This window comes from Pseudomonas sp. GOM7 (genome assembly GCF_026723825.1).
GTDB lineage: Bacteria > Pseudomonadota > Gammaproteobacteria > Pseudomonadales > Pseudomonadaceae > Aquipseudomonas.
Genome location: NZ_CP113519.1, coordinates 3,370,893 through 3,392,334, shown reverse-complemented (window position 1 = coordinate 3,392,334; position 21,442 = coordinate 3,370,893). Strand labels below are relative to the sequence as shown.

Below are 21,442 nucleotides of genomic sequence, written 5' to 3'. Positions count from 1 at the left end.
TAACTATGCACAGCATTCATTCGCTGCTGGACAGTCACGATGGCTATGGGCTTGCCGAGCTGGTACGCAAGGGGGAGGTACGGCCCGGCGAATTGCTGGAGGCGGTCATCGAACGTATCGAGCAGGTCGAGCCTCAGCTCAATGCGGTTTGCGAAAAACTCTACGACAAGGCTCGTCTCGATGCGCAGTCGGCCAGTGCGAGCCAGGGCACCTTCGCGGGTGTGCCGACCCTGATCAAGGATCTGTTCTCACCGCTGCGTGGTGCGCTGATGACCAATGGCTCCCTGGCTTGCGGCGAGGTGCGTGCCGATTTCGAGGCCGAGGTGGTGACGCGGCTGCGGCAGGCCGGTTGCGTGTTCGCTGGCAGCAGCACGGCGCCCGAGTTCGGTACCTCCTACACCACGGAGTCGACGCGCTTCGGCGCCACTCGCAATCCCTGGAACACTGAACACAGTGCCGGTGGTTCCAGTGGGGGGGCGGCCGCCTTGGTGGCAGCACGGGTGGTGCCTTTTGCCCATGGCAACGATGGCGGTGGGTCGCTGCGGGTTCCCGCCTCCTGCTGTGGTGTGTTCGGTTTCAAGCCGAGCCGGGGGCTCATGCCATCCGGGCCGCTGGTCGGCGAGGGCTGGGCCGGCATGGGTACACCGCATGCGATCACCCTGTCCGTGCGCGACAGCGCCGCATTGCTCGACGTGACGGCGGGCATGGATCTGGGAGCACCCTACGCGGCCCCGTTGCACAGCACTTCCTATCTCGCCGCCGCGCAGGGGCCGGTGCGCCCGCTGCGTATCGCGCTGGTCGAACATCTCGACCCCTGGCCAAGCTCTGCCGAAAGCCTGGCTGCCGTGCGGCATGCGGCGCGCCTGTGCGAGAGCCTTGGGCACTCGGTCGAGGTGACTCGATTGCCGGTCGAACTGCCGGTCTTCCTGGATCGCGTCTTCGACATCATCGGTGCGAGCACCCGTGGCTACATCGACATGCTGGGGCAGATGCGTGGCCAGCCGGTGGCGCTGGAGGAGCTGGAGCCGCGCACCCGGATCATCCTGCGCGAACGTGGCGACATCGGCGGCGCGCGTTACGCGGCGGCGGTGGACTGGATCCATGCGCTGGGGCGAGCCTTCGCCGCGTTCCTGCAGGATTTCGACCTGATCCTCACCCCGACCCTTACCCGCGAACCGCCACGGATCGGCGAGCTGGACGCCTTCGATGAGCGGCTCAGCCTGGCCGAGGTGATGGAGCAGTTCCACAGCTATTCGCCGTTCACCGCGCTGTTCAACGCCACCGGTCAGCCGGCGATGTCGGTGCCGTTGTACTGGACGGCCGCTGGCCTGCCCATCGGTGCGCATTTTGCCGGCCGCTTCGGCGACGAGGCCACCTTGCTGGCCCTGGCTGCGCAATTGGAGCAGGCCCAGCCCTGGGCGTCTCGCGTGCCTCCGGTCAACGCCCGCCAGGGTGGGGCCGCGAACTGAATTGGGGCAGGGCAACGTGCGCTTCTCAACCATCCGGTTGATAGGCGTAACTGGCTGGAGCTCGCACCATGCAGGCTCCACCCATCACTTCGAGATATCAGCATGAGCACCCATTCCGACTGGATCACCGTAGGGGCCCTGGCCGATGGCTTCGCCCCGGAATCCTTCATCCTGCCGAACCTGGCCGACCTCACTGGCCGAAGCCTGACCCTGCATTTCGCCAATGGTTGGCAGATCGCTCACCGCTTCGAGGCCGAGCGTCTGAGCTGGCAGGCAGCCGATGGTCATTCGCAGGGCAGTGCTGCCTACCGTGCCACCTCGGTTCGCCCCGGCATCTACCTGGTGGACTTCCTCAAGCAGGAGAACGGCCAGGACTGGTCGATCAGCCTGGTGCTGGACTTGACCAGCGCTTCCTTCACCGCAGTGATCGGCCGCATGCCGGACGCCCAGACGACCCATGAAGGCCTCTACCATCGCGCCCTGGCGGGCAAGCTGCTGACCGGCGTGGAGATCGAGTTCTTCCACGGCAGCCTGGACAAGCCGTGGCAGGAGGGCGCCTGCCCGCACGCGCCGACCCGCGAGCTGGTCGGCCTGCGCAACCTCTATCGCTACAGCCCGACCGAGGTCTACGAGCACATCTACCTCAACGAGAACTTCTACACCTGGCAGTGCCTGAAAGGTGTGGAGGCGGGCCTGTGCGACACCGATCGTTGCCACTACTACAAGATCAGCGACGAGCTGTATCTGTTCGTCTGGCGCGAGAAGATCGTGCCGACCCTGGGCCTGGTGATGATCGACATGGCCAACCACCGCAGCGACGGCAAGATCTTCGGCTACGCCGGTGGCGGCTTCGACGAACTGTCCAACTTCCCGGTGGCCTCCTACTGCAGCGTGATCAACCGCACGGAGCATGCGTGCGATGACTGAGCCCAGAACCATCCTCATTACAGGGGCCGGCACCGGCATCGGTGAAGCCTGCGCCCGGCGTCTGGCGGATGAAGGCCACAACCTGGTGCTGGTCGGTCGTCGCCGCCCGCCACTGGAGCGTGTGGCGGCGCAAACCGGTGGCCTGGTGCTGGTCGGCGATGCTGCCAGCGCCGAGGCCTGGAGTGGCTTCGTCGAGCAGATCCGCAGCCGCTTCGGCGGCCTCGATGCGCTGCTGGCTTGCGCCGGTGGCCATGGTCTCGGCACGGCCACGCAAACGTCCGACGAAGGCTGGCAGGCCGCCATGCGCAGCAATCTCGACAGCGCCTTTCACAGCGCCCGAGCCTGCCTGCCGCTGCTGATCGAGCGGCGCGGCAGCATCGTCCTGCTCGGTTCCATCGCCTCGTTGGCCGCCGGCCCGCAGGTGTGTGGCTACACCACGGCCAAGCATGCGCTGCTCGGTCTCAACCGCTCCCTGGCGCGTGATTACGGCCCACTGGGCGTACGCGTCAACTGCGTGTGCCCCGGCTGGGTGCGCACGCCGATGGCCGACGAGGAGATGCAACCGCTGATGCAGCACTTCGGCGAAGACCTCGATGCCGCCTACGCTCGGGTCACCGCCGACGTGCCCTTGCGGCGTCCGGCCAGTGCCGAGGAAGTCGCCAGCGTGTGCCGTTTCCTGATCAGTGACGAGGCGTCGATCATCACGGGGGCCAGCATCGTCGCCGACGGCGGTTCCAGCATCGTCGATGTGCCGACTCTGGTGTTCGATCGTCTGGGAGGTGCCTGATGAACGCACGATTCGATTTCGCCGGGCAGACCGTGCTGGTCACCGGCGGCGCCCAGGGCATCGGTCGCAGTATCGTCGAAGGCTTTGCTGCCAGCGGGGCGCGCGTGCTGATCGCCGATCTGCAGGTGCAGCCGGCCCAGGCACTGGCGCGTGAACTGCAGAGCCAGGGGCACGAGGTGCAGGCATTGGCGATCGACCTGGCCGACGAAGCCGCCATCGCCGCTTTGCTGAGTGGGCTGGAGCGCCTGGACATTCTGGTGCATAACGCCGGCTACTTTCCTCTGACGCCCTTCGCCGAGATCACGCCGACCATTCTGCAACGCACCCTGGCGGTGAATCTCAGCGCGCTGTTCTGGCTCACCCAGGGCGCGTTGCCGTTGTTCGAGCAGCGGGGCAAGGGCTGCGTGCTGGTCACCTCGTCGGTTACCGGGCCACGGGTCGCCTATCCGGGGTTGAGCCACTACGCGGCGTCCAAGGCCGGGGTCAACGGTTTCATCCGCAGTGCGGCGCTGGAGCTGGCCAGGCGTGGGGTACGGGTCAATGGCGTCGAGCCGGGCATGATCCGTACCCCGGCGATGGGCAATCTGGGCGATGGCGCCCACAGCGCCGATATCGCCCGCGGGGTACCCTTGGGCCGCCTGGGCGAACCGGCTGATATTGCCGGCGCCATGCTGTTCCTCGCCTCGGAGGCGGCCAGCTATATCACCGGGCAGACCATCGTTGTGGATGGTGGCGCGACCTTGCCGGAAACCCAGGCGGCGCTTGCTTGAGTCTGTGGTGCTGGTGGCCTTCGGTCGCCGCTGCCGACACCTGTCGCGTTCCGCCTTAGGTTACTGATCGACGGCCTGGGAGCGGTATTCCTTGGGCGATTGCTCGAACTGCTTCTTGAACGCGCGACTGAAGTGGGCCGAATCGGTAAAGCCCCATTTGTAGGCGATCGCGGTGATCGATTCGCGGCGCAGGTTGGGGTTGCTCAGATCGCTGGCGCTGCGTTGCAGTCGGGTGCGCTGGATATAACGGCAAACGCTGTCGCCCTGTTCCTCGAAGAGTCGATAGAGCTGGCGCACGGAGATCTGCAGGCGGTTGGCCAGCGCGGCCGGCGTCAGGTTGGGGTGGCTCAGCGATTCCTCGATCAGTTGCTGCGCCTGGCGTCGCAGGCTGTTGCCGGCAATCGAGTCGGCGATCTCGGCTTCCTGCTCGCGCTGCGTCAAGGCTGGGCCGAGCAGGCTGGTAAAGGCGCCGAGCATGGCTTCGCCTTCGCAGGCATCGGCCTGGATGCCCGCTTCGTTGAGATAGAGCTGGTCGACCAGCAGGCGCAGCATACGGCCGCTGGTGCATCGAGGTGAAACCTTGCCGAACAGCGAGCGCTCGTTGCGCAGCGCACGCAGAACATCTTCTCGCGGCAGATGCAGGGAGGCATGTTCGATCAACCCATGCGGGGTGATCTCGCACGAGCCCACCGAGTCCATCAACACCAGGTCGCCCGGTGCTAGCTCTACGGTCTGGCCATTCTGGGATATCTGCGAACAGCCACTGCGCTGGCTGACCAGAAAGCAGTAACGGTCGTCGTCGCGATCCGTCTTGGCCGTGCGGGAGATCAGGCCGGCATTGGTCTTCAGGTGCGCCAGCGTCAGACCGGCATGTTCCTTGGCATGGACATCACCGATGAACAGGGTGCTGTTGAAGGCCAGGCGGGTCTCGTAGTTGCCGCAAACGGATTGGATGGAGCGCTGCCAGTTTTCGAGTGAGCTGTGTGTGGCCTGCTGAGCGTGCATGGCGACCCCTTGATACTTGTTAACATGTTACCGAAAGATGCATGGGCGGTTTCATTAACATGTTAAGCATGAACCATGCCGGGTTCCCGCAAGTCGCTTCCTGATCCGCCAGCGCCCATTGTTGAGGGCTGGAAGCCGATGGTCAGACGGTTCGGCCGCCGAGTCCCGGTGCACTCGCTGTTACTGCTGCACACAACGAGTGCGCTGCTGCTGGCGTGGCGGGTCAAGTCCGCTGGCAAGTGTGATCAAGCATTGCCGGTGCGCACGTTCCCTAATAGCCCGTCACCGTTGTCGAGGTTCATTCGGTATCTCGAGGGAGGATATCGGGGCTGAGCGGTGGTGCGTCCTGCGCTGCAGGGCGCAAACCAGAGACCTGTCCTGCCGGACGGGCCAGAAGAACAAGAGGAGCAGCTCATGCAGCAACGTCGCCATACCTCCATTTCCGCAGCCGTGGGGCTTGCTGTCGCCGTCCTTGGCGCCAGCCAGTCAGCCCAGGCCTACGAATTCTACAACCAGGGTGAAACCAGGCTGAACGCCGATGTCCTCGCCGTGTATGGCTGGTTCAACAGCCGCAAGAGCTATGACGGCAGCAGCGGTGGCGCCAGTTGGCGCGAGGGCTTCGTCAAATATGGGGTCAGTGCCGAGCAGGGGCTGGCGGGTAACGGTACGGCCTACGGCGCACTCAATTGGGTCAGTTCCGGCTCCTGGGGCGATGGCGATGCGGCCGGCCTGAGCGACGGCTCCGAACGCACCACCAAGATCGAGGACGCCTACCTGGGCTGGCGCTCCGGCAATCTGCTGCCGGCGCTGGGCGAAGATGGCCTGGACATCTCCTTTGGTCGTCAGGTGGTGAAGATCGGCGATGGTTTCATCATCAACGATGATGGCCTCAATTTCGGCAAGGGCCCGGCCGAAGGCGAATTGAATCGAGGCGGTGCCTATTACCTGGCCGCCCGTCATGCCTTCGACCAGACCGCGGTGGTGCGTATCGGTGGTCAGCAGGGCTTGCACGGCGATCTGATGTGGATGAAATCGGATAACCGCGCCCAGGCCAAGACCGAGCTGGCGGCTGGCACGCTGGCCTACACCACCGAGCCGGGTGAGCTGGCATTCACCTATATCCATGGCATTGGTGTGGACGAGCGCTATGCCAGCGATTTTCAGCGACAGCGTGACGGCATGGATATCTACAGCGTGCGCGGGGCTGGCAATGCGGGCGTGGAGAATGCCAATTTCGCCTTCGAGTACGCCTGGCAGGACAAGTCGGCCGGCGATGAAAAAGCCTGGTATGCCGAAGCGGGCTATACCTTTGCAGACCTGGCCTGGTCACCGAACCTGACCTATCGCTACAGCCGCTATTCGGAAGGCTGGGATTCGATGTTCAACGGCTTCAGCCGTGGCTATGGCACCTGGTTCCAGGGCGAGGTCGCCGCCAACTATTCCGGCCCGTTCAACAGCAATACCCAGGTTCATCATGTCGGCCTCAAGGCCACTCCGATGGAAGGGCTGACGCTAGGCGTGCTGTATTTCGACTTCGATACGCTGCATTCCCGCGGCAATGTCGATACCAGCGGGCGTGAGCTGGATCTCTACGCCGAGTGGGCCGTCAGTGACCACCTGATCATCACTCCCCTGGTCGGCCTCTACCAACCCGACAAGGGGCTGGAGGATGGTGGCGTGCAGGGTGACGGTAATGGCACCAATGTCTACAGCCAGCTCACCCTAGCCGTTCCTTTCTGAGGCGAGGGCGTCTATGCCGCAAGCCCCGACCTGGCACCAGGCTCGCGCCGGGCATCTCGTGCTGCTGGGGCGCTTGCCTGGGCTCTTCTCGCCGCCCGCAGCCGGCCAGCTCGTAGGCTGGCCGGCCCCAACCTCGTGAGATCATGCATGTCCGCAGTCGCCAACCCGCAGCGCCTGATCGTCCTGCTCGCTGCACTGACGGCCTTCGGCCCGCTCTCCATCGATCTGTATCTGCCCAGCCTGCCTCTGATCGCGACGGATCTGCAGGCCTCGGAAGCCAGTGTGCAACTCACCATCAGCGCGTTTCTGGCTGGTCTGTGTCTGGGCATGTTGCTCTATGGGCCGCTTTCGGATCGCTTTGGCAGGCGTCCGCTGTTGCTCTTCGGCATCGGCCTCTATGTGCTGGCCAGCCTCGGCTGTGCGTGGGCCGATAACGCTGAGCAACTGGTGCTGTGTCGCTTTCTGCAAGCGCTGGGCGGCGCTGCCGCGTCGGTGCTGGCTCGCACTGTGGTGCGCGATCTCTTCCCGTTGGCGGCCGCCGCCAGGGTGCTGTCACTGATGCACTTGGTGACCATGCTCGCCACCCTGGTCGCGCCGCTGATGGGGAGCTATCTCATGCTGCTGGCCGGTTGGCGTGCGTTGTTCCTGGTGCTGCTGTCGTTCGCGGCCTGCTGCCTGGTGCTGGTTGCCTTGGGTCTGCCCGAGACTCATCCTCCCCAACAGCGCGGCACTTCACTGGCGCGGGCTTTCCGTGCTTATGGGCTGATGGCCTGTGCGCCGAATGCACTGGGCTTCATCTTGTGCATGGGGCTGTCCTTCGCAGGCATGTTCGCCTTCATCACGGCTTCGCCCTTCGTGTATATCCAGTACTTCAGCGTTTCACCGCAAGGCTATGGCTGGTTGTTCGCGCTGAATATCTTCGGGGTGATATTGGCCACCATGCTCAACGCTCGCTGGGTTCCACGTTTCGGGCCGCAACGCATGCTGGCCTGGGGCACCGCCGTGGCGGCGATCTCCGGCAGCGGCCTGGCTCTTTTCGGAGGGCTGGGCTTGGGAGGCGTATACACCGTGGTGATCTGTGTCGTGCTTTACGTCAGCGTGACCGGCCTGATCGGAGCCAACTGCCTGGCCAGCTTGCTGCAGCGCTATCCACAGCAGGCCGGTGCCGCCGCTGGCTTGGCGGTGGCTCTGCAGTTCGGTTTGGGTATGGTGTTCAGCGCCTTGGCGGGTGCGCTGCATGATGGCAGCGCGGCTCCCATGTGCATGTTGATGGGGGCCGCCGGGATTGGCTCTCTCATGGCCTTCAGGCTGGCCAGGGCCACTAGCCGCCAGACGCTGGCGTAGGGGGCGCAGAGCTTGGTTGCACTGGAGCGCTGCGTAGCGCGCTGTCATGCAATCGTCTTGCAAGCGTCACGATCACTTCACCGCTTCGCCTCAAGCTGTCCAAAACAGCCGGAGGCCGCCCATGACCAGCGCCCAGCTCGCCAAGCCCAGTCGCAAGCAACGTGTTCGTACCCTGTGGATCTCGGACGTGCACCTCGGCACCCGGGATTGCCAGGCCGAGCACCTGGCCGCTTTCCTCAAGCGCTACCACGCCGACCGCATCTACCTGGTCGGCGACATCATCGACGGCTGGAAGCTGCGCGGTGGCATCTACTGGCCGCAGGCGCACACCAACGTGATCCGCCGCCTGCTGACCATGAGCAAGCGCGGCACCGAGGTGGTCTACGTCACCGGCAACCATGACGAATTCCTGCGCCGCTATTCCAGCCTGCTGCTGGGCAACATCCAGTTGGTGGACGAGGCGGTGCACGTCACCGCCGATGGCCGTCGGCTGCTGGTGATCCATGGCGACCAGTTCGACGTGATCACCCGTTACCACCGCTGGCTGGCCTTCCTTGGCGATTCGGCCTACGAGTTCACCCTGACCCTCAACCGCTGGCTCAACCACTGGCGGCGCCGCTACGGTTACGGTTACTGGTCGCTGTCGGCCTACCTCAAGCACAAGGTCAAGACGGCGGTGAACTTCATCAGCGACTTCGAGGAAGCCATCGCCCACGAGTGCGTCAAGCGCGGCCTCGACGGCGTGGTCTGTGGGCATATCCACCATGCCGAGATCCGTCAGGTCGGCGAGGTGGAGTACCTCAACTGCGGCGACTGGGTGGAATCCTGCACGGCGCTGATCGAGCACTGGGATGGGCAGATCGAACTCTACCGGCTGGCCGAGGATCAGGCGCGGCAGGCCGCCGATGAGCAGGCTGCCGCACTGCTCGAGACGGGCGCGTGAGAATACTGATCGTCAGCGACGCCTGGTCACCGCAGGTCAACGGTGTGGTCACCAGCCTGGCAGCGCTGGTGCGTGAACTGCGCGGCCTGGGCCATCAGGTCAAGCTGCTGTCGCCGGCCGACTTCCGCGCCGTGCCGTGCCCGACCTACCCGGAAATCCCTCTGGTGTGGAACCTCTGGCAGGTCGGCCCGGCGATTCGTGACTTCCGCCCGGATTGCGTGCACATCGCCACCGAAGGCCCACTTGGCTGGGCGGCGCGGCGCTGGCTGGTCAAGCGTGGGCTGGCGTTTTCCTCTGCCATCCATACCCGCTTTCCCGAGTATGTCAGCACCCGCTGGCCGTGGATCGCGCCGCGCTGGGGCTATGCCTTCCTGCGCGCCTTCCATCGCCCCAGCCAGGCCGTGCTGGTGACCACCGAACGCCTGCGCGAGGAGTTCGCCGGCTGGGAGCTACGCCATCTGCAACTGTGGCGCAAGGGCGTGGATACCTCGTTGTTCCGGCCAGATGCGGAGCGTTCACGCCCGCAGCAGCCGGTGTTTCTCTATGTCGGGCGCATTGCGCCGGAAAAGAACCTGCAGGCCTTTCTCGATCTGGATTTGCCGGGCGAGAAGCGCGTGGTGGGTGACGGCCCGCAGCGCGAGGCGCTGCAGCGTCAGTATCCGCAGGTGCGCTTTCTCGGTTATCGCCATGGTCAGGCATTGGCCGAGGCCTATCAGCAGGCCTCGGTGCTGGTGTTCCCTTCGCGCACCGATACCTACGGCCTGGTGATGCTCGAGGCGCTGGCCTGTGGCACGCCGGTGGCGGCCTACCCGGTGGCCGGGCCGCTGGACGTGTTGCAGCCTGGGCAGAGCGGGGTCATGGACGAGGATCTGCGCACTGCCTGCCTGGCCGCGCTGGAGCTGGATCGCGGGCGCTGCGCCGAACTGGCCGCGGCGCAATCCTGGCGCGCCTCGGCGCTGGAGTTCCTGGCGCTGCAACCGCTGATCGACGGCGAGCCGGTGGTGCTCAGCGAGGCGCTGGCGGAAGGCTAGGGGCGGTACCGGGCGGCGAACCCTTACAGAATGACCTTGTCGCGCAGTTTCTCGGCGGCCTGGTTGAGCGCCTGGATCACCCGCTCCTTGTCGTAGTTCTGAATGCCGTTGGTGTCCAGGTACATGGAGAAGCCCGGCAGTTCGTGCTCGACATAGCTGGAGGTGGCGCCGAGGTCACGGCGGAAGTCCACCACCTGGTAGATCTGCACCGGGCGGGTGAAGCCCTTGACCGTGATCTGCCCCTTGTCGCGGCACATGATCACGTCCTTGACCAGCGAATAGGCCTCGTGGGAGATGAGGATTTCGCCGGCTTCGGCGGCGCTCTCCAGGCGGCTGGCCAGGTTCACTTCGCGGCCGATGATGGTGTAGTCCATGCGCGTATCGGCACCGAAGTTGCCCACCGTGCAATAGCCGGTATTGAGCCCCATGCGAATTTCCAGCGGCTTGGTGATGCCCTGGGCGCGCCATTGCTGGCGCAGCACCTTCATGTGCTTGCGCATGGCGATGGCCATGGATACGGCGGCCACGGCATCCTTCTTGGCGCCCAGGCTGCTGGGGTCGCCGAAGAACACCATGACGCTGTCACCGATGAACTTGTCGATGGTGCCGCCGTATTTCAGGGCGATCTTCGACATCTCGTTGAGGTAGGTGTTGAGCAGGTCGGTGAGCTGCTCGGCTTCCAGTTCTTCGGTCAGTTCGGTGAAGCCCTTGATGTCGGAGAAGAACACCGTGAGCTTCTTGCGCTGGGTTTCCAGGCGCACGGTCTTCTTGCCGGTGAAGATCGACTCCCACACCTGGGGGGACAGGTACTTGGCCAGGTTGCGCGCCAGGCGCGCGGCCTTTTCCTGCTCGCGCTTGATCTCGGTACGCGCTTGCGCCAGGCGCAGGCCCTGCTGGTGCACGAAATAAGCGGTGATGCCAATGTACAGGGCGGTGAACAGGATGCTGACCAGGCTGACCAGGGTCGGGGTCGCCGTGTTGTCGGGCACATGGGTCACGGCCGCACACAGCGCCAGGGCGGCGAGGGCCACCAGCAGGGCCATGCCCAGGTAGTACAGGCCGCCGATCACCAGGGCGCTGAAGCTCAGGGTGAGCAGGAACATCAGGCTGGGCACGCTGGAAAAGCCCAGCAGCACGATACTGGCGCCGGCATGCAGGGCATCTACGAACAGCAGGCCGAGATCGGTCTGTTGCGGGTGATCGGGCTTGAAGCGTCGGCTGACCTGATAGGCCAGGTGGGGGTAGAGCAGGGCGTAGGGCACCATCCACAGGATGTCGTAGCCGAAGTGCCCGATTGCCGTACCGGCGGCGATGCAGGCGGCGGTGGCGATGTAGGCCAGCACGCGGGAATAGTATTCGCGCAGCGGTGGTGTCGGCAGACTGCTGACCCGGCTGGATATGGCTGGCTTCATGTACGCAAAGAGTCCCTGCAGGAAAGGTGACACCTCTTGTGGGTGCTGACGATTGGCAAGTCTCGTTCCAGAGCCTTGCAGGGCAGGATCATAACCAAGCGAGTTGCGGCCAGCCAAGCATCACCGCTAAACGGCACTTGGCCAGTATCCAGACGGTCATGCGTTTCAGAAACGGATACGCCCGGTGAAGGCATCCTTGAGCATCACCCAGTCGCCCATCAGGCTGTACAGCGGGTACTGGAAGGTGGCGGGGCGGTTCTTCTCGAAGACGAAATGGCCGACCCAGGCAAAGCCGTAGCCGGCCAGCGGGATGGCCAACAACCACAGCCACTGCTGCGTGAGCAGGGCATAGGCGAGGATGGTCAGCACCAGCAGGCTGCCAGCGTAGTGCAGGCGGCGGCAGGTGGGGTTGCTGTGCTCTTGCAGGTAATAAGGGTAGAACTCGGCGAAGCTCTGGAAGCGTTCGTGGGGCTGGGTGGTCATGGCGCACCTCCTATTATTGTCGTGCGCCCAGTCTAGGGGCTGGGAGCCTGTCGCTCAATGCCGCCAGAACGCGGGGAAGAACAGCACCAGCACGGTGAGGATTTCCAGGCGGCCGAGCAGCATGCCCAGGGTCAGGATCCATTTGGCCAGATCCGGTATGCCCGCGTAGTTGCCCGCCGGGCCGACCATCTCACCCATGCCCGGGCCGACCCCGGAGACCATGGCGGCGGCGCCGGTCAGAGCGGTGATCCAGTCCACCCCACACATGGCCACGCCCAGGGCGAGGCTGGCGATGGTGATGGTGTAGAAGAAGGCGAAGGCGAGGATCGAGCGCACGATGTCCTCGTCCAGGCGGTGGCCGTTGTACTGCTGTTTGATCACCGCGCGCGGATGGATGAGCTGCTTGAGGTTGGCCTTGAGCAGGATGTAGGCCACCTGGAAGCGGAAGATCTTCAGGCCGCCTGCGGTGGAGCCGGAGCAGCCACCGACGAAGCCCAGGTAGAAGAACATCATGCTGGCGAAGGGGCCCCACAGGTGATAATCGCCCACGGCGAAGCCGGTGGTGGTCATGATCGAGGTGATGTTCACCGCCACCAGGCGTAGCGCGTCGAACCAGTGCAGGTCGGTGGTGAACCACTTCCAGCAGGCCAGGATCAGCCAACTGCCAACCAGTAGCAGGAGGAAACCGCGCACCTGGGCATCGCGCAGCAGCGGCCGATAGTTGCCACGCAGCGCCGTGACGTAGAGCACGAAGGGCAGGCTGCCGAGCACCATCACCAGCACCGCCACCCAATGGATCGCCGGTTGCTGCCACTTGCCCAGCGAGGAGTCGGAGGTGGAGAACCCGCCGGTGGCGATGGCCGACATGGCATGGTTGATCGCATCGAACAGGCCCATGCCCGCCAGCCAGAACGCCAGCACGGCCAGGGCGCTGAGGCCGAGATAGGCCAGCACCATGTACTTGGCGACCATGTGCGAGCGCGGCATGACCTTGTCCGAGCGATCCGAGGATTCGGTCTGGAACAGGCGCATGCCGCCGATACGCAGCATCGGCAGGATCGCCACGGCCATGGCGATGAAGCCGATGCCGCCGAGCCAGTGCAGCAGCGAGCGCCAGATCAGGGTGCCGGGGGACATCTGGTCGAGGCCGTTGAACACGGTGGCGCCGGTGGCGGTGATGCCAGACATGCTCTCGAAGTAGGCGTCGGTGATGCTGGCGCGTTCGGCGAAGACGAACGGTAGAGCGGCGAAGATCGACACCAGCACCCAGCTCGATACCGTCAGCATGTACATGTCGCGTGGGCGTAGCTGGGTCTGCTCGGGGCGCCCCTGGGCGATCATGGCCATGCCGGTCAGCGCGGTGATCAGGCTCGACCAGAGGAAGGCGTCAATCTCTTGTGGGCGCTCGAAGACCAGCAATGTGACCACCGGCACCAGCATGCTCAGCGCCAGGGTGAGCAGGAAGATGCCATTGATGAAGGCGAGAATGCGCAGTCGGGAAACCGGCATCGGCTCAGCTCTTCCAGAAGCTGCGGGTGACCAGCACCAGCACGGTGAGAATTTCCAGACGGCCGAGCAGCATGCCGATGCTCAGCAGCCACTTGGCCGAGTCCGGCAGGCTGGCGAAGTTGCCGGCGGGGCCGATGATCGGGCCGAGGCCGGGGCCGACGTTGCACACCGCGGTGGCGGCGCCGGTCAGCGCGGTGATCCAGTCCAGGCCCGTCAGCGTCAGGGCCAGGGCCAGCACGCCGATGGTGATGGTGAAGAAGAACGAGAAGGTGATCAGCGAGCGGACGATTTCCTCGTCCAGGTTGTGGTCGTTGTACTGCTGCTTGATCACCGCACGGGGATGCACCAGTTGCATCAGGTTGGCCTTGAGCAGCACGTAAGCCACCTGGAAGCGGAAGATCTTCAGGCCGCCGGCGGTGGAGCCGGAGCAGCCGCCGACGAAGGTGAGGTAGAAGAACAGCAGCACGGCGAAGCTGCCCCAGGTGGTGTAGTCGCCGAGGGCGAAGCCGGTGGTGGTGACCACCGAGGTGACGTTCACCGCGACGATGCGAAAGGCGTCCAGCCATTCGTAGTTGGAGTTCAGCCACAGCCAGGTACCGAACACCAGCCAGGTCAGCACGAGAAAGCCGAGAAAGCCGCGCACCTGGTGATCCTTGAACAGGGCCTGGCGGTTGCCGCGGATGAAGGCGACGTAGAGCATGAACGGCATGCCACCCAGCAGCATGAGCACCACGGCGGTCCAGTGCACGGCCGGCTGCGGCCAGTTGGCCAGCGACAGGTCCGAGGTGGAGAAGCCGCCGGTGGAAATCGCCGCCATGGAATGGTTGATCGCCTCGAAAGGCGTCATGCCGGCCGCCCAGAAGGCCAGGAAACCCAACAGCGTCAGGGCGAGGTAGATCAACAGCAGGTACTTGGCCGCTACATGCGAGCGTGGCATGACTTTCTCGCCCCAGTCCGACGACTCGGTCTGGAACAGGCGCATGCCGCCGACGCGCAGCAGCGGCAGGATTGCCACGGCCATGCCGATGAAGCCGATACCGCCGAGCCAGTGCAGCAGCGAGCGCCAGATCAGGATGCCCGGGGACATGTTGTCCAGGCCGGTAAGCACGGTGGAGCCGGTGGTGGTGATGCCGGACATGGTCTCGAACACGGCATCGGTATAACTGATGTGGGCAATCAGCATCAGTGGCAGCGCGGCGAAGCTGCACACCACGACCCAACTGCCGGTGGTCAGCAGGTACATGTCGCGGGGGCGTAGCTGGGCATTGTTCGGCCGCCCGGAGATCACCAGAGCGAGGCCCGTGGCCAGGGTGATCAGGCTCGACCAGAGGAAGGCTTCGAGGTCTTCCGGGTGTTCCAGGATCAGCAGCGTCAGCATGGGGATGGCCATGCTCAAGGCCAGAGTGATGAGAAAGATGCCGATGATGAAACCGATGATGCGTAACGTCGGCAAGGCCATGTGCAGTGGACTCTGGCGAGTGGCGGAAGACGCGCCATTCTACCTGTGGCCCTGAGCCTGTAAACCGGCACGATCTGGACTTGCCGTCGGGGGCTTTACAAGGCCATGGCGAATCATAGAATAGCCGCCAGTTGCCGGCGCCCGCTGGTTTCCGAGTCCTTCATCCATGTCCGAATCCAATCCCTGCCTGACGTGCGGCGCCTGCTGCGCGTTCTTTCGTGTGTCCTTCTTCTGGGGCGAATGCCAGTCTGCCGGGGGTACCGTGCCGGACGAACAGGTCGTGCAGATCAGCCCGCACTATGTCGCCATGCGTGGCACCGAGTCGAAGCCGGCGCGCTGTACCCAACTGCTCGGTGACGTCGGTTGCAGCGTGCGCTGCACCCTATACGAACAGCGCTCCAGCAGTTGTCGTGAATTCGAGGCGTCCTGGGAGAACGGCGTACACAACCCACGCTGTGACGATGCCCGGCGCGCCCATGGCCTGCCGCCGCTGACCCCGCCGGTACAGCCGGTGGTGACGCCGGATCGGGTAGCTTGAGAGCAGCTACAAGCTGCAAGCCACAAGCTTCAAGTTAAGAGCCAGAGCGTTTCGTAGCCCGGATGCAATCCGGGGCGGCAATTCCCGGATTGCATCCGGGCTACGGTTTGACTGACTTTGGCATCCGCCCGCACATTGCTCAGCTTGCAGCTTGCAGCTTGCAGCTTGCAGCTTGCAGCTTGCAGCTTGCAGCTTGCAGCTTGCAGCTTGAGAATGCTTCATTTTAAGCCTTTCGGAGGTGGCCGATGGAGGCTCTCGACGCTCTGCTCAACCGTGTTTCCGTTCCTCGTCTGGTGGAGCCTGCCCCTGATGCGGCGCAGCGCGAGCTGCTCTTTCGTGCGGCGCTGCGGGCGCCCGATCATGGCCAGTTGCGGCCCTGGCGCTTTCTGACCGTGGAAGGCGATGCCCGTGTACGCATGGGCGAGCTCTTCGCCGAGGCGTTACGTCATGCCGATGGCGAGGCTGCGCCAGAGGCCCTGGACAAGGCCCGCGGCATGCCGCTGCGTGCGCCGCTACTGGTGGTGGTGATCGCTCGCTTGCAGGCCCACCCCAAGGTGCCCGAACTGGAGCAGTTGCTTGCCGCTGGCTGTGCCGCCCATGGTCTGCTGCTTGCCGCCCATGCCCAGGGCATCGGCGCGGTCTGGCGCACCGGCGACATGGCCTACAACGCCCATGTCGCCAAGGGGCTGGGCCTGAATGAGGACGAGCGGCTGATCGCCTACCTCTACCTTGGCACCCCGGAACGCGAACTGCGCCGCGCGCCGGAGCTGGCCGTGAGCGACTTCGTCAGCGCCTGGAACGGCTGAGCTAGAGGCGAATACGTTGGCGATAAGGTTCGGCTTGGTGCCTGACTCAGATCGCGGATAAATCCGCCGACCGATCGTGCGTCCTGACACGCTCGGTGCAGGTGCGGCGCTAAATAACTCTACTGCGGGCTCAACCCTTGGCTGCCTCGAGCGGCAGCTCCAGGGTGGCGACGAAGCCGCCCTGCGGGTGATTGCTCAGCAGCAATTCACCGCCATGACGCTGTGCGGCGCGGCGCGCGATGGCCAAGCCCAGGCCGTGACCGGCGTCGCTCTGGCCCGGCGCGCGGAAGAAGGGTTTGCCCAGTTCCGACAGATGCTCAGGCGCCACGCCGGGGCCATGGTCGCGCACGCTCAGGTGCAGATGCTGGCCATGGCGCGTTGCGCTGATTTCAATGGGCTGTTCGGTTGGGTTGAAGCGCAGGGCATTGCGCAGCAGGTTGTCCAGGGCGCGTTCGAGCATATCCGGCCAGCCATGCAGCCTCAGGTCGCTAGCCAGGTGTAGCTCGATGCGCTGCTCGGGCGCGCTCAGACGCACGTCTTCTTGCAACTTGGCGAAGATGGCGACCAGATCCACCGCCTGAGCGGCGCCCGGTGCGGCGTCCAGGCGGGCAAGGGCGAGTATCTCGCTGATCAGCGCTTCCAGGCGGTCGCACTCCTGCTGCAGCCGCGGCCAGAGCTTTTCTCGCTCCTCCGGCTCGGCGCGCTCGGCCAGGGCCAGGGCGATACGCAGCCGTGCCAGGGGTGAGCGCAATTCATGGGACACGTCGCGCAGCAATTGCCGCTGGCTGCCGATCAGCCCCTGCAGGCGTTCGCCCATGCGGTTGAAGTCCTTGGCCAGCAGGCCCAGTTCGTCACGCCGCCTGGCCAGGCGCGCCAGGCTGTTCTGCTGGTAGGTGGTCTGCCCCAGGTCATGCACGGCGCCGCGCAGCCTGTCCAGCGGGCGGGTGATGGACAGGGTCAGCAGCAGGCTGAACAGGGTCAGCACGACCAGGGCGATGGCCAGGGCGCTGAGCGGCCAGAACAGGCTGTCACGGTGCCAGGCAGCCAGTTCCGGGTGGGGAATACGGTAGATGAACAGATAGGTGTCGCCGCCGGGGCTGGTGTATTCGGTGGTCAGTTGCCGCCAGGGCAGGGGGCGATCACGGTGACGCTGCTCGAAGGCAGCGGCGCGCGGCGGGAAGGTGCCCTTGACCAGTGGCTGGCCGCTCTCGCCGATCACCTGGGTGTCGATGCGGTATTGGCGTTTGCGCGCTTCGAGGAACGCCTGGGCGGCGCGCTCACCCTTGCGTTCGTAGAGCGCCACCCAACGCTTGTCCAGGCCGTCCAGCCCGGGGTGGCGGTTGAGAATCCAGGCGTCCTGGTTGAGGGCGCGCCCCAGCAGCATGGCCAAGCCGGCGACCAGAGCAAGGGCCAGCCAGAAGGTGGCGAGGATACGCCAGAACAGTGAGCGCACAGCAGAACCTCATGCAGAAACCGCCGGGCCCGGTTGGGCACGGCGGTGAGGGTGGGAGCCAGAGAGATTAGCTGGCCTTCTTGTCCTTCTCGGCTTTCCAGGCCTTGAATTCTTCCATTTCGGCGCGGCGCGCCTCGCGTTCCTTCAGGTGCTTGTCGAAGGCTTTCTGTTGCTCCGGGTCAAGCAGGGCGCGCATGGCCTTGTGATTGTCTTCACGAGCCTTGTCCAGGTCTTTCTTCATGGCCTGGCGCTGCGCCTCTGGCAGCTTGTCCAGGTAACGGCGGGTGATCTCGTGACGGGCCTTCATTTCTTCGCCCATCAGCTTGCGTACTTGCTGGCGCTGCTCCTTGCTCAGGTTCAGCTCCTTGAAGGGCTGCGGGCCGCGCTCATGCGGGCCTGGGCCTTCGGGCATGGCCAGGGCCAGGGTGGGCAGGGTGGCGGCGAACAGCAGGGCGGTCAGGGTCTTGCGCATGGTGGTATCTCCTTGTCTCGAAGCCGGTCGTTACCGGATGGGCTCAGTATGCGGCGAGCAAGGTCAAGGGCGGTCAGGGTTGGGTAAAGCCTGGGTAAAGATTGTCTGGGGCTGTAGCCAATTCATCCGAGATCATCGCCAACCCGACGTTGACCGCCTATCGCGGATAAATCCTACCGGTCGTGCGGCCAGGTACATGCGGTGCAGGGGGCAGCGCTGCTCTGCCGGATCAGGGGGCGTAGAAGTAACCGCGACCGCGCAGCGACAGGATGCGCGGCCGGCCGTCGGGGTGCGGGCCGAGCTTCTTGCGCAGGTTGCTGACATGCATGTCCAGGCTGCGATCGTAGAGGGTCAGCTTGCGCCCCAGTGCCAGTTGCGCCAGCGCCTGTTTGTCCAGCGGCTCGCCGGGCTGTTGCAGCAGGGCTTCCAGCAGGCGGCTTTCGGACAGGGTGAGGGGAATGTCGTGGCCGTCGAGCGTGGCGATGCCACGGTTGGGGCTGAAACGCAGGTCGCCCAGTTCCAGCTGGCTGCTGGCCGGTGCCGGCGTGCTGCGGCGCAGCACGGCGCGCAGGCGGGCGGTCAGCTCGCGGGGGTCGCAGGGTTTGGCCAGGTAATCGTCGGCGCCCAGCTCCAGGCCGAGAATGCGATCGAGCGGTTCGCCCCTGGCCGAGAGCATCAGCACCGGCAGTTCGGCATGTTCGCTGCGCAGTTGCTTGAGCAGTTCCAGGCCATTGCCGTCGGGCAGCATCACGTCCAGCACCACCGCGTCCGGGCTCTGCTCGGCCAGGGCACGGCGCGCGCTGGCGGTATCGTGGCAGGCGGTGATGTGAAAGCCGTCCTGGCTCAGCCAACTGGCCAGCAGCTCGCACAGCTCCTGGTCATCGTCTATCAGCAGCAGACGGCTCATGGTGTTCAGTTGGTCCAGCCGCGCTGTGGTTTGCGTTGCCCACGCAACAGCGCGCCCAACAGCAGGGACACCAGGCACAGCGCACCGCCGGCGGCGAACCAGGTCTGCTCTTCACTGAGCAGCCTGGGTTGAACCTGGGCCTGGCTTTCCTTGAGTTGCAGGCGCAGGCGCTGGTTTTCCTGGCGCAGGCGCTGCAGCAATGCGGCGTTCTTGCCTTCCAGCTCGCCACGCGCCTGCTCGCTCTGTGCCAGGCGGCGTTCCAGCTCGGCGATCTGCTCCTGGCCGGGGGCCGTAGCCGACACGGCGGCCGGCTCCTCGGGCGGTGAGACTTCTTCGGCCTGAATCGTTGCGCTCATCAGCAGCAGGCCGACCAGCAGGGGCAGCGAGATCGAACGCATGGCGATTCCTTGTCGGCGTGTCAGGGGAAGACTTTCTTGAAGGGCTTGACCGTGACACTGTCATAGACGCCGGCCGCGCGATAGGGGTCGGCATCGGCCCAGCTCTGCGCCGCTTCCAGGGACTCGAATTCGGCGACGATCAGGCTGCCGCTGAAACCGGCCGGGCCTGGGTCGTTGCTGTCGATGGCCGGGTGCGGGCCGGCCAGTAGCAGGCGCCCTTGCGTTTGCAGTTGCTCGAGGCGCGCCAGGTGGGCCGGGCGGGCGGCAAGGCGATTTTCCAGGGAGTTGGCAACGTCGGTGGCGATGATGGCGTAGAGCATCTCGATCCTTAGAACAAGCGAGGCGACAGGAAGGGCTTTATTTCCGACATGGCGACAGCCGGATGACGCATGTGGGGCATAATAACAAACATCAATTGCAACGAAAGCGCCGTCATGAATGTCGATCTGCATTGCCACAGCACCGCCTCCGACGGTGTTCTCGCCCCAGCCGTGCTGGTGGAGCGGGCGCACCAGCGGGGTATCCGGCTGCTGGCATTGACCGACCACGACACCCTCGAAGGCCTCGATGAGGCGCAGCGCGCGGCGCTCGATCTTGGTGTGCAGCTAGTCAATGGCATCGAGCTGTCCTGCACCTGGGGCGGCGCCACCATCCATGTCCTGGGTTATGCCTTCGAGCGCGAAGCGCCGGCCCTGCGCCAGGCCATCGAGGCCTTGCACCACGGGCGCTGGCAGCGCGCCGAGGAAATCGACCAGCGCCTGGCGGCCAAGGGTATGCCTGGTGCTTTGGACGGCGCGCGGGCGGTGCAGCAGGAACTGGGCGACAGCGGCAACGCTCCGGCACGCCCGCATTTCGCCGAATTTCTGGTGCGCGCCGGTCACGTGCGCGACCGTGCCGAGGCCTTTCGCAAATGGTTGGGTGCCGGCAAACTGGGGGACGTCAAGCAGCATTGGCCGGAACTGGAGAGCGTGGTCGATACCCTGCGCGCCGCCGACGCCTGGATCAGCCTGGCACATCCCTGGCAGTACGACTTTACTCGTAGTAAGCGTCGGCGCCTGGTGGCGGCCTTCGCGGCGGCAGGCGGGCATGCCCTGGAGGTGGTCAACGGCATGCAGCCGGCCGAACAGGTCGGTGGCCTGGCGATCCTGGCGCGCGAATTCGGCTTGATGGCCAGCGCCGGCAGTGATTTCCATGCCCCCGGCGATTGGTCCGAGCTGGGCCTTTACCGTCCATTGCCGGACGATCTGACGGCGCTCTGGAAGCGCTTCGAGCATGCACAGTCCATTACTGTCAGCCCATGAACAGGGAGCGAGTGTGAGTCAATTCTTCCAGATACATCCGGAGAACCCCCAGGCACGCCTGATCAAACAGGCTGTGGAGATCATCCGTGCCGGCGCGGTGGTGGTGTATCCCACCGATTCGTCCTACGCCGTGGGCTGTGCCATCGGCGACAAGAACGCGGTGGAGCGCATTCGCCGCTTGCGCCAGCTCGACGACAAGCACAACTTCACCCTGGTCTGCCGTGACCTGTCCCAGCTCGGCCTGTTCGCCAAGGTCGATACCGCCGCCTTCCGCCTGCTCAAGAATCACACTCCAGGCCCTTACACCTTCATCCTCAACGCCACTCGCGAAGTGCCGCGCATGCTGCTGCACCCCAAGCGCCGCACCATCGGCCTGCGTGTGCCCAGCCATCCCATCGCTCTGGCGCTGCTGGAACAACTGGGCGAGCCGTTGATGAGCGTCAGCCTGATCCTGCCCGGCGACGAGCTGCCGCTGTCCGATCCCTACGAAATGCGCCAGTTGCTCGAGCATCAGGTGGACCTGATCATCGACGGCGGTTTCGGTGGGCTGGAGGCTTCCACCGTGATCAACCTGGCCGGTGACAGCCCGGAAATCATCCGTGTCGGCTGCGGCGATCCGGCACCCTTTGCCGAAGAGGCCTGAGTGCTGGCTATAATCGGGACTTTTCTCGTTCAGGGTAGAACCTCT

General features: G+C 64.8%; 22 protein-coding genes. 12 read left to right on the top strand and 10 right to left on the bottom strand.

Translation table 11 applies throughout. The features are described 5' to 3' along the window. The first annotated feature begins 5 nt into the window (after positions 1–5). The 4 genes from OU800_RS14950 to OU800_RS14935 all read left to right on the top strand — a co-directional run bounded on the left by OU800_RS14950 (position 6) and on the right by OU800_RS14935 (position 3,953). Positions 6–1,469, top strand: coding sequence for an amidase (locus tag OU800_RS14950; protein ID WP_268178082.1), 1,464 nt, complete (start codon positions 6–8; stop codon positions 1,467–1,469). Between the two features lie 102 nt (positions 1,470–1,571). Next, positions 1,572–2,396 (top strand): molybdenum cofactor biosynthesis F family protein, encoded by an 825-nt coding sequence (locus OU800_RS14945; protein ID WP_268178080.1) that lies wholly within the window; start codon positions 1,572–1,574, stop codon positions 2,394–2,396. Further along, positions 2,389–3,183, top strand: coding sequence for an SDR family NAD(P)-dependent oxidoreductase (locus OU800_RS14940; protein ID WP_268178078.1), 795 nt, complete (start codon positions 2,389–2,391; stop codon positions 3,181–3,183). Before OU800_RS14945 ends, OU800_RS14940 begins: the two co-directional genes overlap by 8 nt. Then, complete coding sequence (locus OU800_RS14935) at positions 3,183–3,953, top strand: SDR family oxidoreductase (protein ID WP_268178077.1); 771 nt, start codon at positions 3,183–3,185, stop codon at positions 3,951–3,953. Before OU800_RS14940 ends, OU800_RS14935 begins: the two co-directional genes overlap by 1 nt. Before the next feature lie 60 nt (positions 3,954–4,013). On the opposite strand, the gene feaR is transcribed toward OU800_RS14935, so the two are convergent. Beyond that, entirely contained in the window at positions 4,014–4,958 is a 945-nt protein-coding gene (gene feaR, locus OU800_RS14930) for a transcriptional regulator FeaR (protein WP_268178076.1), read from the bottom strand. Positions 4,959–5,372: 414 nt separating this feature from the next. Here feaR and OU800_RS14925 point away from each other — a divergent pair, with 414 nt between their 5' ends. The 4 genes from OU800_RS14925 (at position 5,373) to OU800_RS14910 (ending at position 10,016) form a co-directional block, all read left to right on the top strand. Continuing rightward, complete coding sequence (locus OU800_RS14925; RefSeq protein ID WP_268178074.1) at positions 5,373–6,698, top strand: alginate export family protein; 1,326 nt, start codon at positions 5,373–5,375, stop codon at positions 6,696–6,698. A gap of 147 nt (positions 6,699–6,845) precedes the next feature. Further along, a complete protein-coding gene (locus tag OU800_RS14920; RefSeq protein WP_268178073.1) occupies positions 6,846–8,042 on the top strand; it encodes a Bcr/CflA family multidrug efflux MFS transporter in 1,197 nt (398 codons plus the stop codon). A gap of 121 nt (positions 8,043–8,163) precedes the next feature. Then, positions 8,164–8,985, top strand: coding sequence for a UDP-2,3-diacylglucosamine diphosphatase (locus OU800_RS14915; RefSeq protein WP_268178072.1), 822 nt, complete (start codon positions 8,164–8,166; stop codon positions 8,983–8,985). Continuing rightward, the gene (locus tag OU800_RS14910; protein WP_268178071.1) at positions 8,982–10,016 is read left to right on the top strand and encodes a glycosyltransferase family 4 protein; all 1,035 of its coding nucleotides are present in this window, start codon (positions 8,982–8,984) and stop codon (positions 10,014–10,016) included. The genes OU800_RS14915 and OU800_RS14910 overlap by 4 nt, the downstream gene beginning before the upstream one ends. Before the next feature lie 23 nt (positions 10,017–10,039). Here the strand turns inward: OU800_RS14910 and OU800_RS14905 are convergent, their stop codons facing one another. The 4 genes from OU800_RS14905 to OU800_RS14890 all read right to left on the bottom strand — a co-directional run bounded on the left by OU800_RS14905 (position 10,040) and on the right by OU800_RS14890 (position 14,879). Further along, positions 10,040–11,428, bottom strand: a complete 1,389-nt coding sequence (locus OU800_RS14905) for an adenylate/guanylate cyclase domain-containing protein (RefSeq protein WP_268178070.1) — start codon at positions 11,426–11,428, stop codon at positions 10,040–10,042. 165 nt (positions 11,429–11,593) lie between these two features. Continuing rightward, positions 11,594–11,911 carry an Mpo1-like protein gene (locus OU800_RS14900; RefSeq protein WP_268178069.1) on the bottom strand — a complete coding sequence of 106 codons (318 nt, stop codon included), beginning with the start codon at positions 11,909–11,911 and terminating at the stop codon, positions 11,594–11,596. 54 nt (positions 11,912–11,965) lie between these two features. Then, entirely contained in the window at positions 11,966–13,420 is a 1,455-nt protein-coding gene (locus OU800_RS14895; protein ID WP_268178067.1) for a TrkH family potassium uptake protein, read from the bottom strand. A 4-nt stretch (positions 13,421–13,424) separates the two neighbouring features. After that, positions 13,425–14,879, bottom strand: a complete 1,455-nt coding sequence (locus OU800_RS14890) for a TrkH family potassium uptake protein (RefSeq protein ID WP_268178065.1) — start codon at positions 14,877–14,879, stop codon at positions 13,425–13,427. Between the two features lie 166 nt (positions 14,880–15,045). On the opposite strand from OU800_RS14890, the gene OU800_RS14885 reads away from it, so the two are divergent. Together OU800_RS14885 and OU800_RS14880 are read left to right on the top strand one after the other, a co-directional pair. Then, the gene (locus OU800_RS14885; protein ID WP_268178063.1) at positions 15,046–15,417 is read left to right on the top strand and encodes a YkgJ family cysteine cluster protein; all 372 of its coding nucleotides are present in this window, start codon (positions 15,046–15,048) and stop codon (positions 15,415–15,417) included. Positions 15,418–15,662: 245 nt separating this feature from the next. Next, positions 15,663–16,223 (top strand): nitroreductase family protein, encoded by a 561-nt coding sequence (locus OU800_RS14880; protein ID WP_268178062.1) that lies wholly within the window; start codon positions 15,663–15,665, stop codon positions 16,221–16,223. 130 nt (positions 16,224–16,353) lie between these two features. On the opposite strand, the gene OU800_RS14875 is transcribed toward OU800_RS14880, so the two are convergent. From OU800_RS14875 to OU800_RS14855, 5 genes are all read right to left on the bottom strand, one after another. Continuing rightward, the gene (locus OU800_RS14875) at positions 16,354–17,676 is read right to left on the bottom strand and encodes a sensor histidine kinase (protein ID WP_268178061.1); all 1,323 of its coding nucleotides are present in this window, start codon (positions 17,674–17,676) and stop codon (positions 16,354–16,356) included. A gap of 67 nt (positions 17,677–17,743) precedes the next feature. Further along, positions 17,744–18,148 carry a Spy/CpxP family protein refolding chaperone gene (locus OU800_RS14870; protein ID WP_268178060.1) on the bottom strand — a complete coding sequence of 135 codons (405 nt, stop codon included), beginning with the start codon at positions 18,146–18,148 and terminating at the stop codon, positions 17,744–17,746. Between the two features lie 229 nt (positions 18,149–18,377). Then, a complete protein-coding gene (locus OU800_RS14865; protein WP_268178059.1) occupies positions 18,378–19,055 on the bottom strand; it encodes a response regulator transcription factor in 678 nt (225 codons plus the stop codon). Positions 19,056–19,060: 5 nt separating this feature from the next. After that, a complete protein-coding gene (locus tag OU800_RS14860) occupies positions 19,061–19,453 on the bottom strand; it encodes a translation initiation factor 2 (IF-2, GTPase) (RefSeq protein ID WP_268178058.1) in 393 nt (130 codons plus the stop codon). Between the two features lie 20 nt (positions 19,454–19,473). Beyond that, complete coding sequence (locus OU800_RS14855; RefSeq protein WP_268178057.1) at positions 19,474–19,773, bottom strand: YciI family protein; 300 nt, start codon at positions 19,771–19,773, stop codon at positions 19,474–19,476. Between the two features lie 114 nt (positions 19,774–19,887). On the opposite strand from OU800_RS14855, the gene OU800_RS14850 reads away from it, so the two are divergent. Both OU800_RS14850 and OU800_RS14845 read left to right on the top strand, forming a co-directional pair. Beyond that, complete coding sequence (locus tag OU800_RS14850; RefSeq protein ID WP_268178056.1) at positions 19,888–20,754, top strand: PHP domain-containing protein; 867 nt, start codon at positions 19,888–19,890, stop codon at positions 20,752–20,754. 13 nt (positions 20,755–20,767) lie between these two features. Continuing rightward, positions 20,768–21,397 carry an L-threonylcarbamoyladenylate synthase gene (locus OU800_RS14845; protein ID WP_268178054.1) on the top strand — a complete coding sequence of 210 codons (630 nt, stop codon included), beginning with the start codon at positions 20,768–20,770 and terminating at the stop codon, positions 21,395–21,397. Positions 21,398–21,442 lie beyond the last annotated feature (45 nt).

Excerpts from the sequence above, each read along its gene's own strand:
- OU800_RS14950 (WP_268178082.1), top strand. The coding sequence starts at position 6 with ATGCACAGCATTCATTCGCTGCTGGACAGTCACGATGGCTATGGGCTT.
- OU800_RS14945 (WP_268178080.1), top strand. The coding sequence starts at position 1,572 with ATGAGCACCCATTCCGACTGGATCACCGTAGGGGCCCTGGCCGATGGC.
- OU800_RS14940 (WP_268178078.1), top strand. The coding sequence starts at position 2,389 with ATGACTGAGCCCAGAACCATCCTCATTACAGGGGCCGGCACCGGCATC.
- OU800_RS14935 (WP_268178077.1), top strand. The coding sequence starts at position 3,183 with ATGAACGCACGATTCGATTTCGCCGGGCAGACCGTGCTGGTCACCGGC.
- feaR (WP_268178076.1), bottom strand. The coding sequence starts at position 4,958 with ATGCACGCTCAGCAGGCCACACACAGCTCACTCGAAAACTGGCAGCGC.
- OU800_RS14925 (WP_268178074.1), top strand. The coding sequence starts at position 5,373 with ATGCAGCAACGTCGCCATACCTCCATTTCCGCAGCCGTGGGGCTTGCT.
- OU800_RS14920 (WP_268178073.1), top strand. The coding sequence starts at position 6,846 with ATGTCCGCAGTCGCCAACCCGCAGCGCCTGATCGTCCTGCTCGCTGCA.
- OU800_RS14915 (WP_268178072.1), top strand. The coding sequence starts at position 8,164 with ATGACCAGCGCCCAGCTCGCCAAGCCCAGTCGCAAGCAACGTGTTCGT.
- OU800_RS14905 (WP_268178070.1), bottom strand. The coding sequence starts at position 11,428 with ATGAAGCCAGCCATATCCAGCCGGGTCAGCAGTCTGCCGACACCACCG.
- OU800_RS14900 (WP_268178069.1), bottom strand. The coding sequence starts at position 11,911 with ATGACCACCCAGCCCCACGAACGCTTCCAGAGCTTCGCCGAGTTCTAC.
- OU800_RS14895 (WP_268178067.1), bottom strand. The coding sequence starts at position 13,420 with ATGCCGGTTTCCCGACTGCGCATTCTCGCCTTCATCAATGGCATCTTC.
- OU800_RS14890 (WP_268178065.1), bottom strand. The coding sequence starts at position 14,879 with ATGGCCTTGCCGACGTTACGCATCATCGGTTTCATCATCGGCATCTTT.
- OU800_RS14885 (WP_268178063.1), top strand. The coding sequence starts at position 15,046 with ATGTCCGAATCCAATCCCTGCCTGACGTGCGGCGCCTGCTGCGCGTTC.
- OU800_RS14880 (WP_268178062.1), top strand. The coding sequence starts at position 15,663 with ATGGAGGCTCTCGACGCTCTGCTCAACCGTGTTTCCGTTCCTCGTCTG.
- OU800_RS14870 (WP_268178060.1), bottom strand. The coding sequence starts at position 18,148 with ATGCGCAAGACCCTGACCGCCCTGCTGTTCGCCGCCACCCTGCCCACC.
- OU800_RS14865 (WP_268178059.1), bottom strand. The coding sequence starts at position 19,055 with ATGAGCCGTCTGCTGCTGATAGACGATGACCAGGAGCTGTGCGAGCTG.
- OU800_RS14860 (WP_268178058.1), bottom strand. The coding sequence starts at position 19,453 with ATGCGTTCGATCTCGCTGCCCCTGCTGGTCGGCCTGCTGCTGATGAGC.
- OU800_RS14855 (WP_268178057.1), bottom strand. The coding sequence starts at position 19,773 with ATGCTCTACGCCATCATCGCCACCGACGTTGCCAACTCCCTGGAAAAT.
- OU800_RS14850 (WP_268178056.1), top strand. The coding sequence starts at position 19,888 with ATGAATGTCGATCTGCATTGCCACAGCACCGCCTCCGACGGTGTTCTC.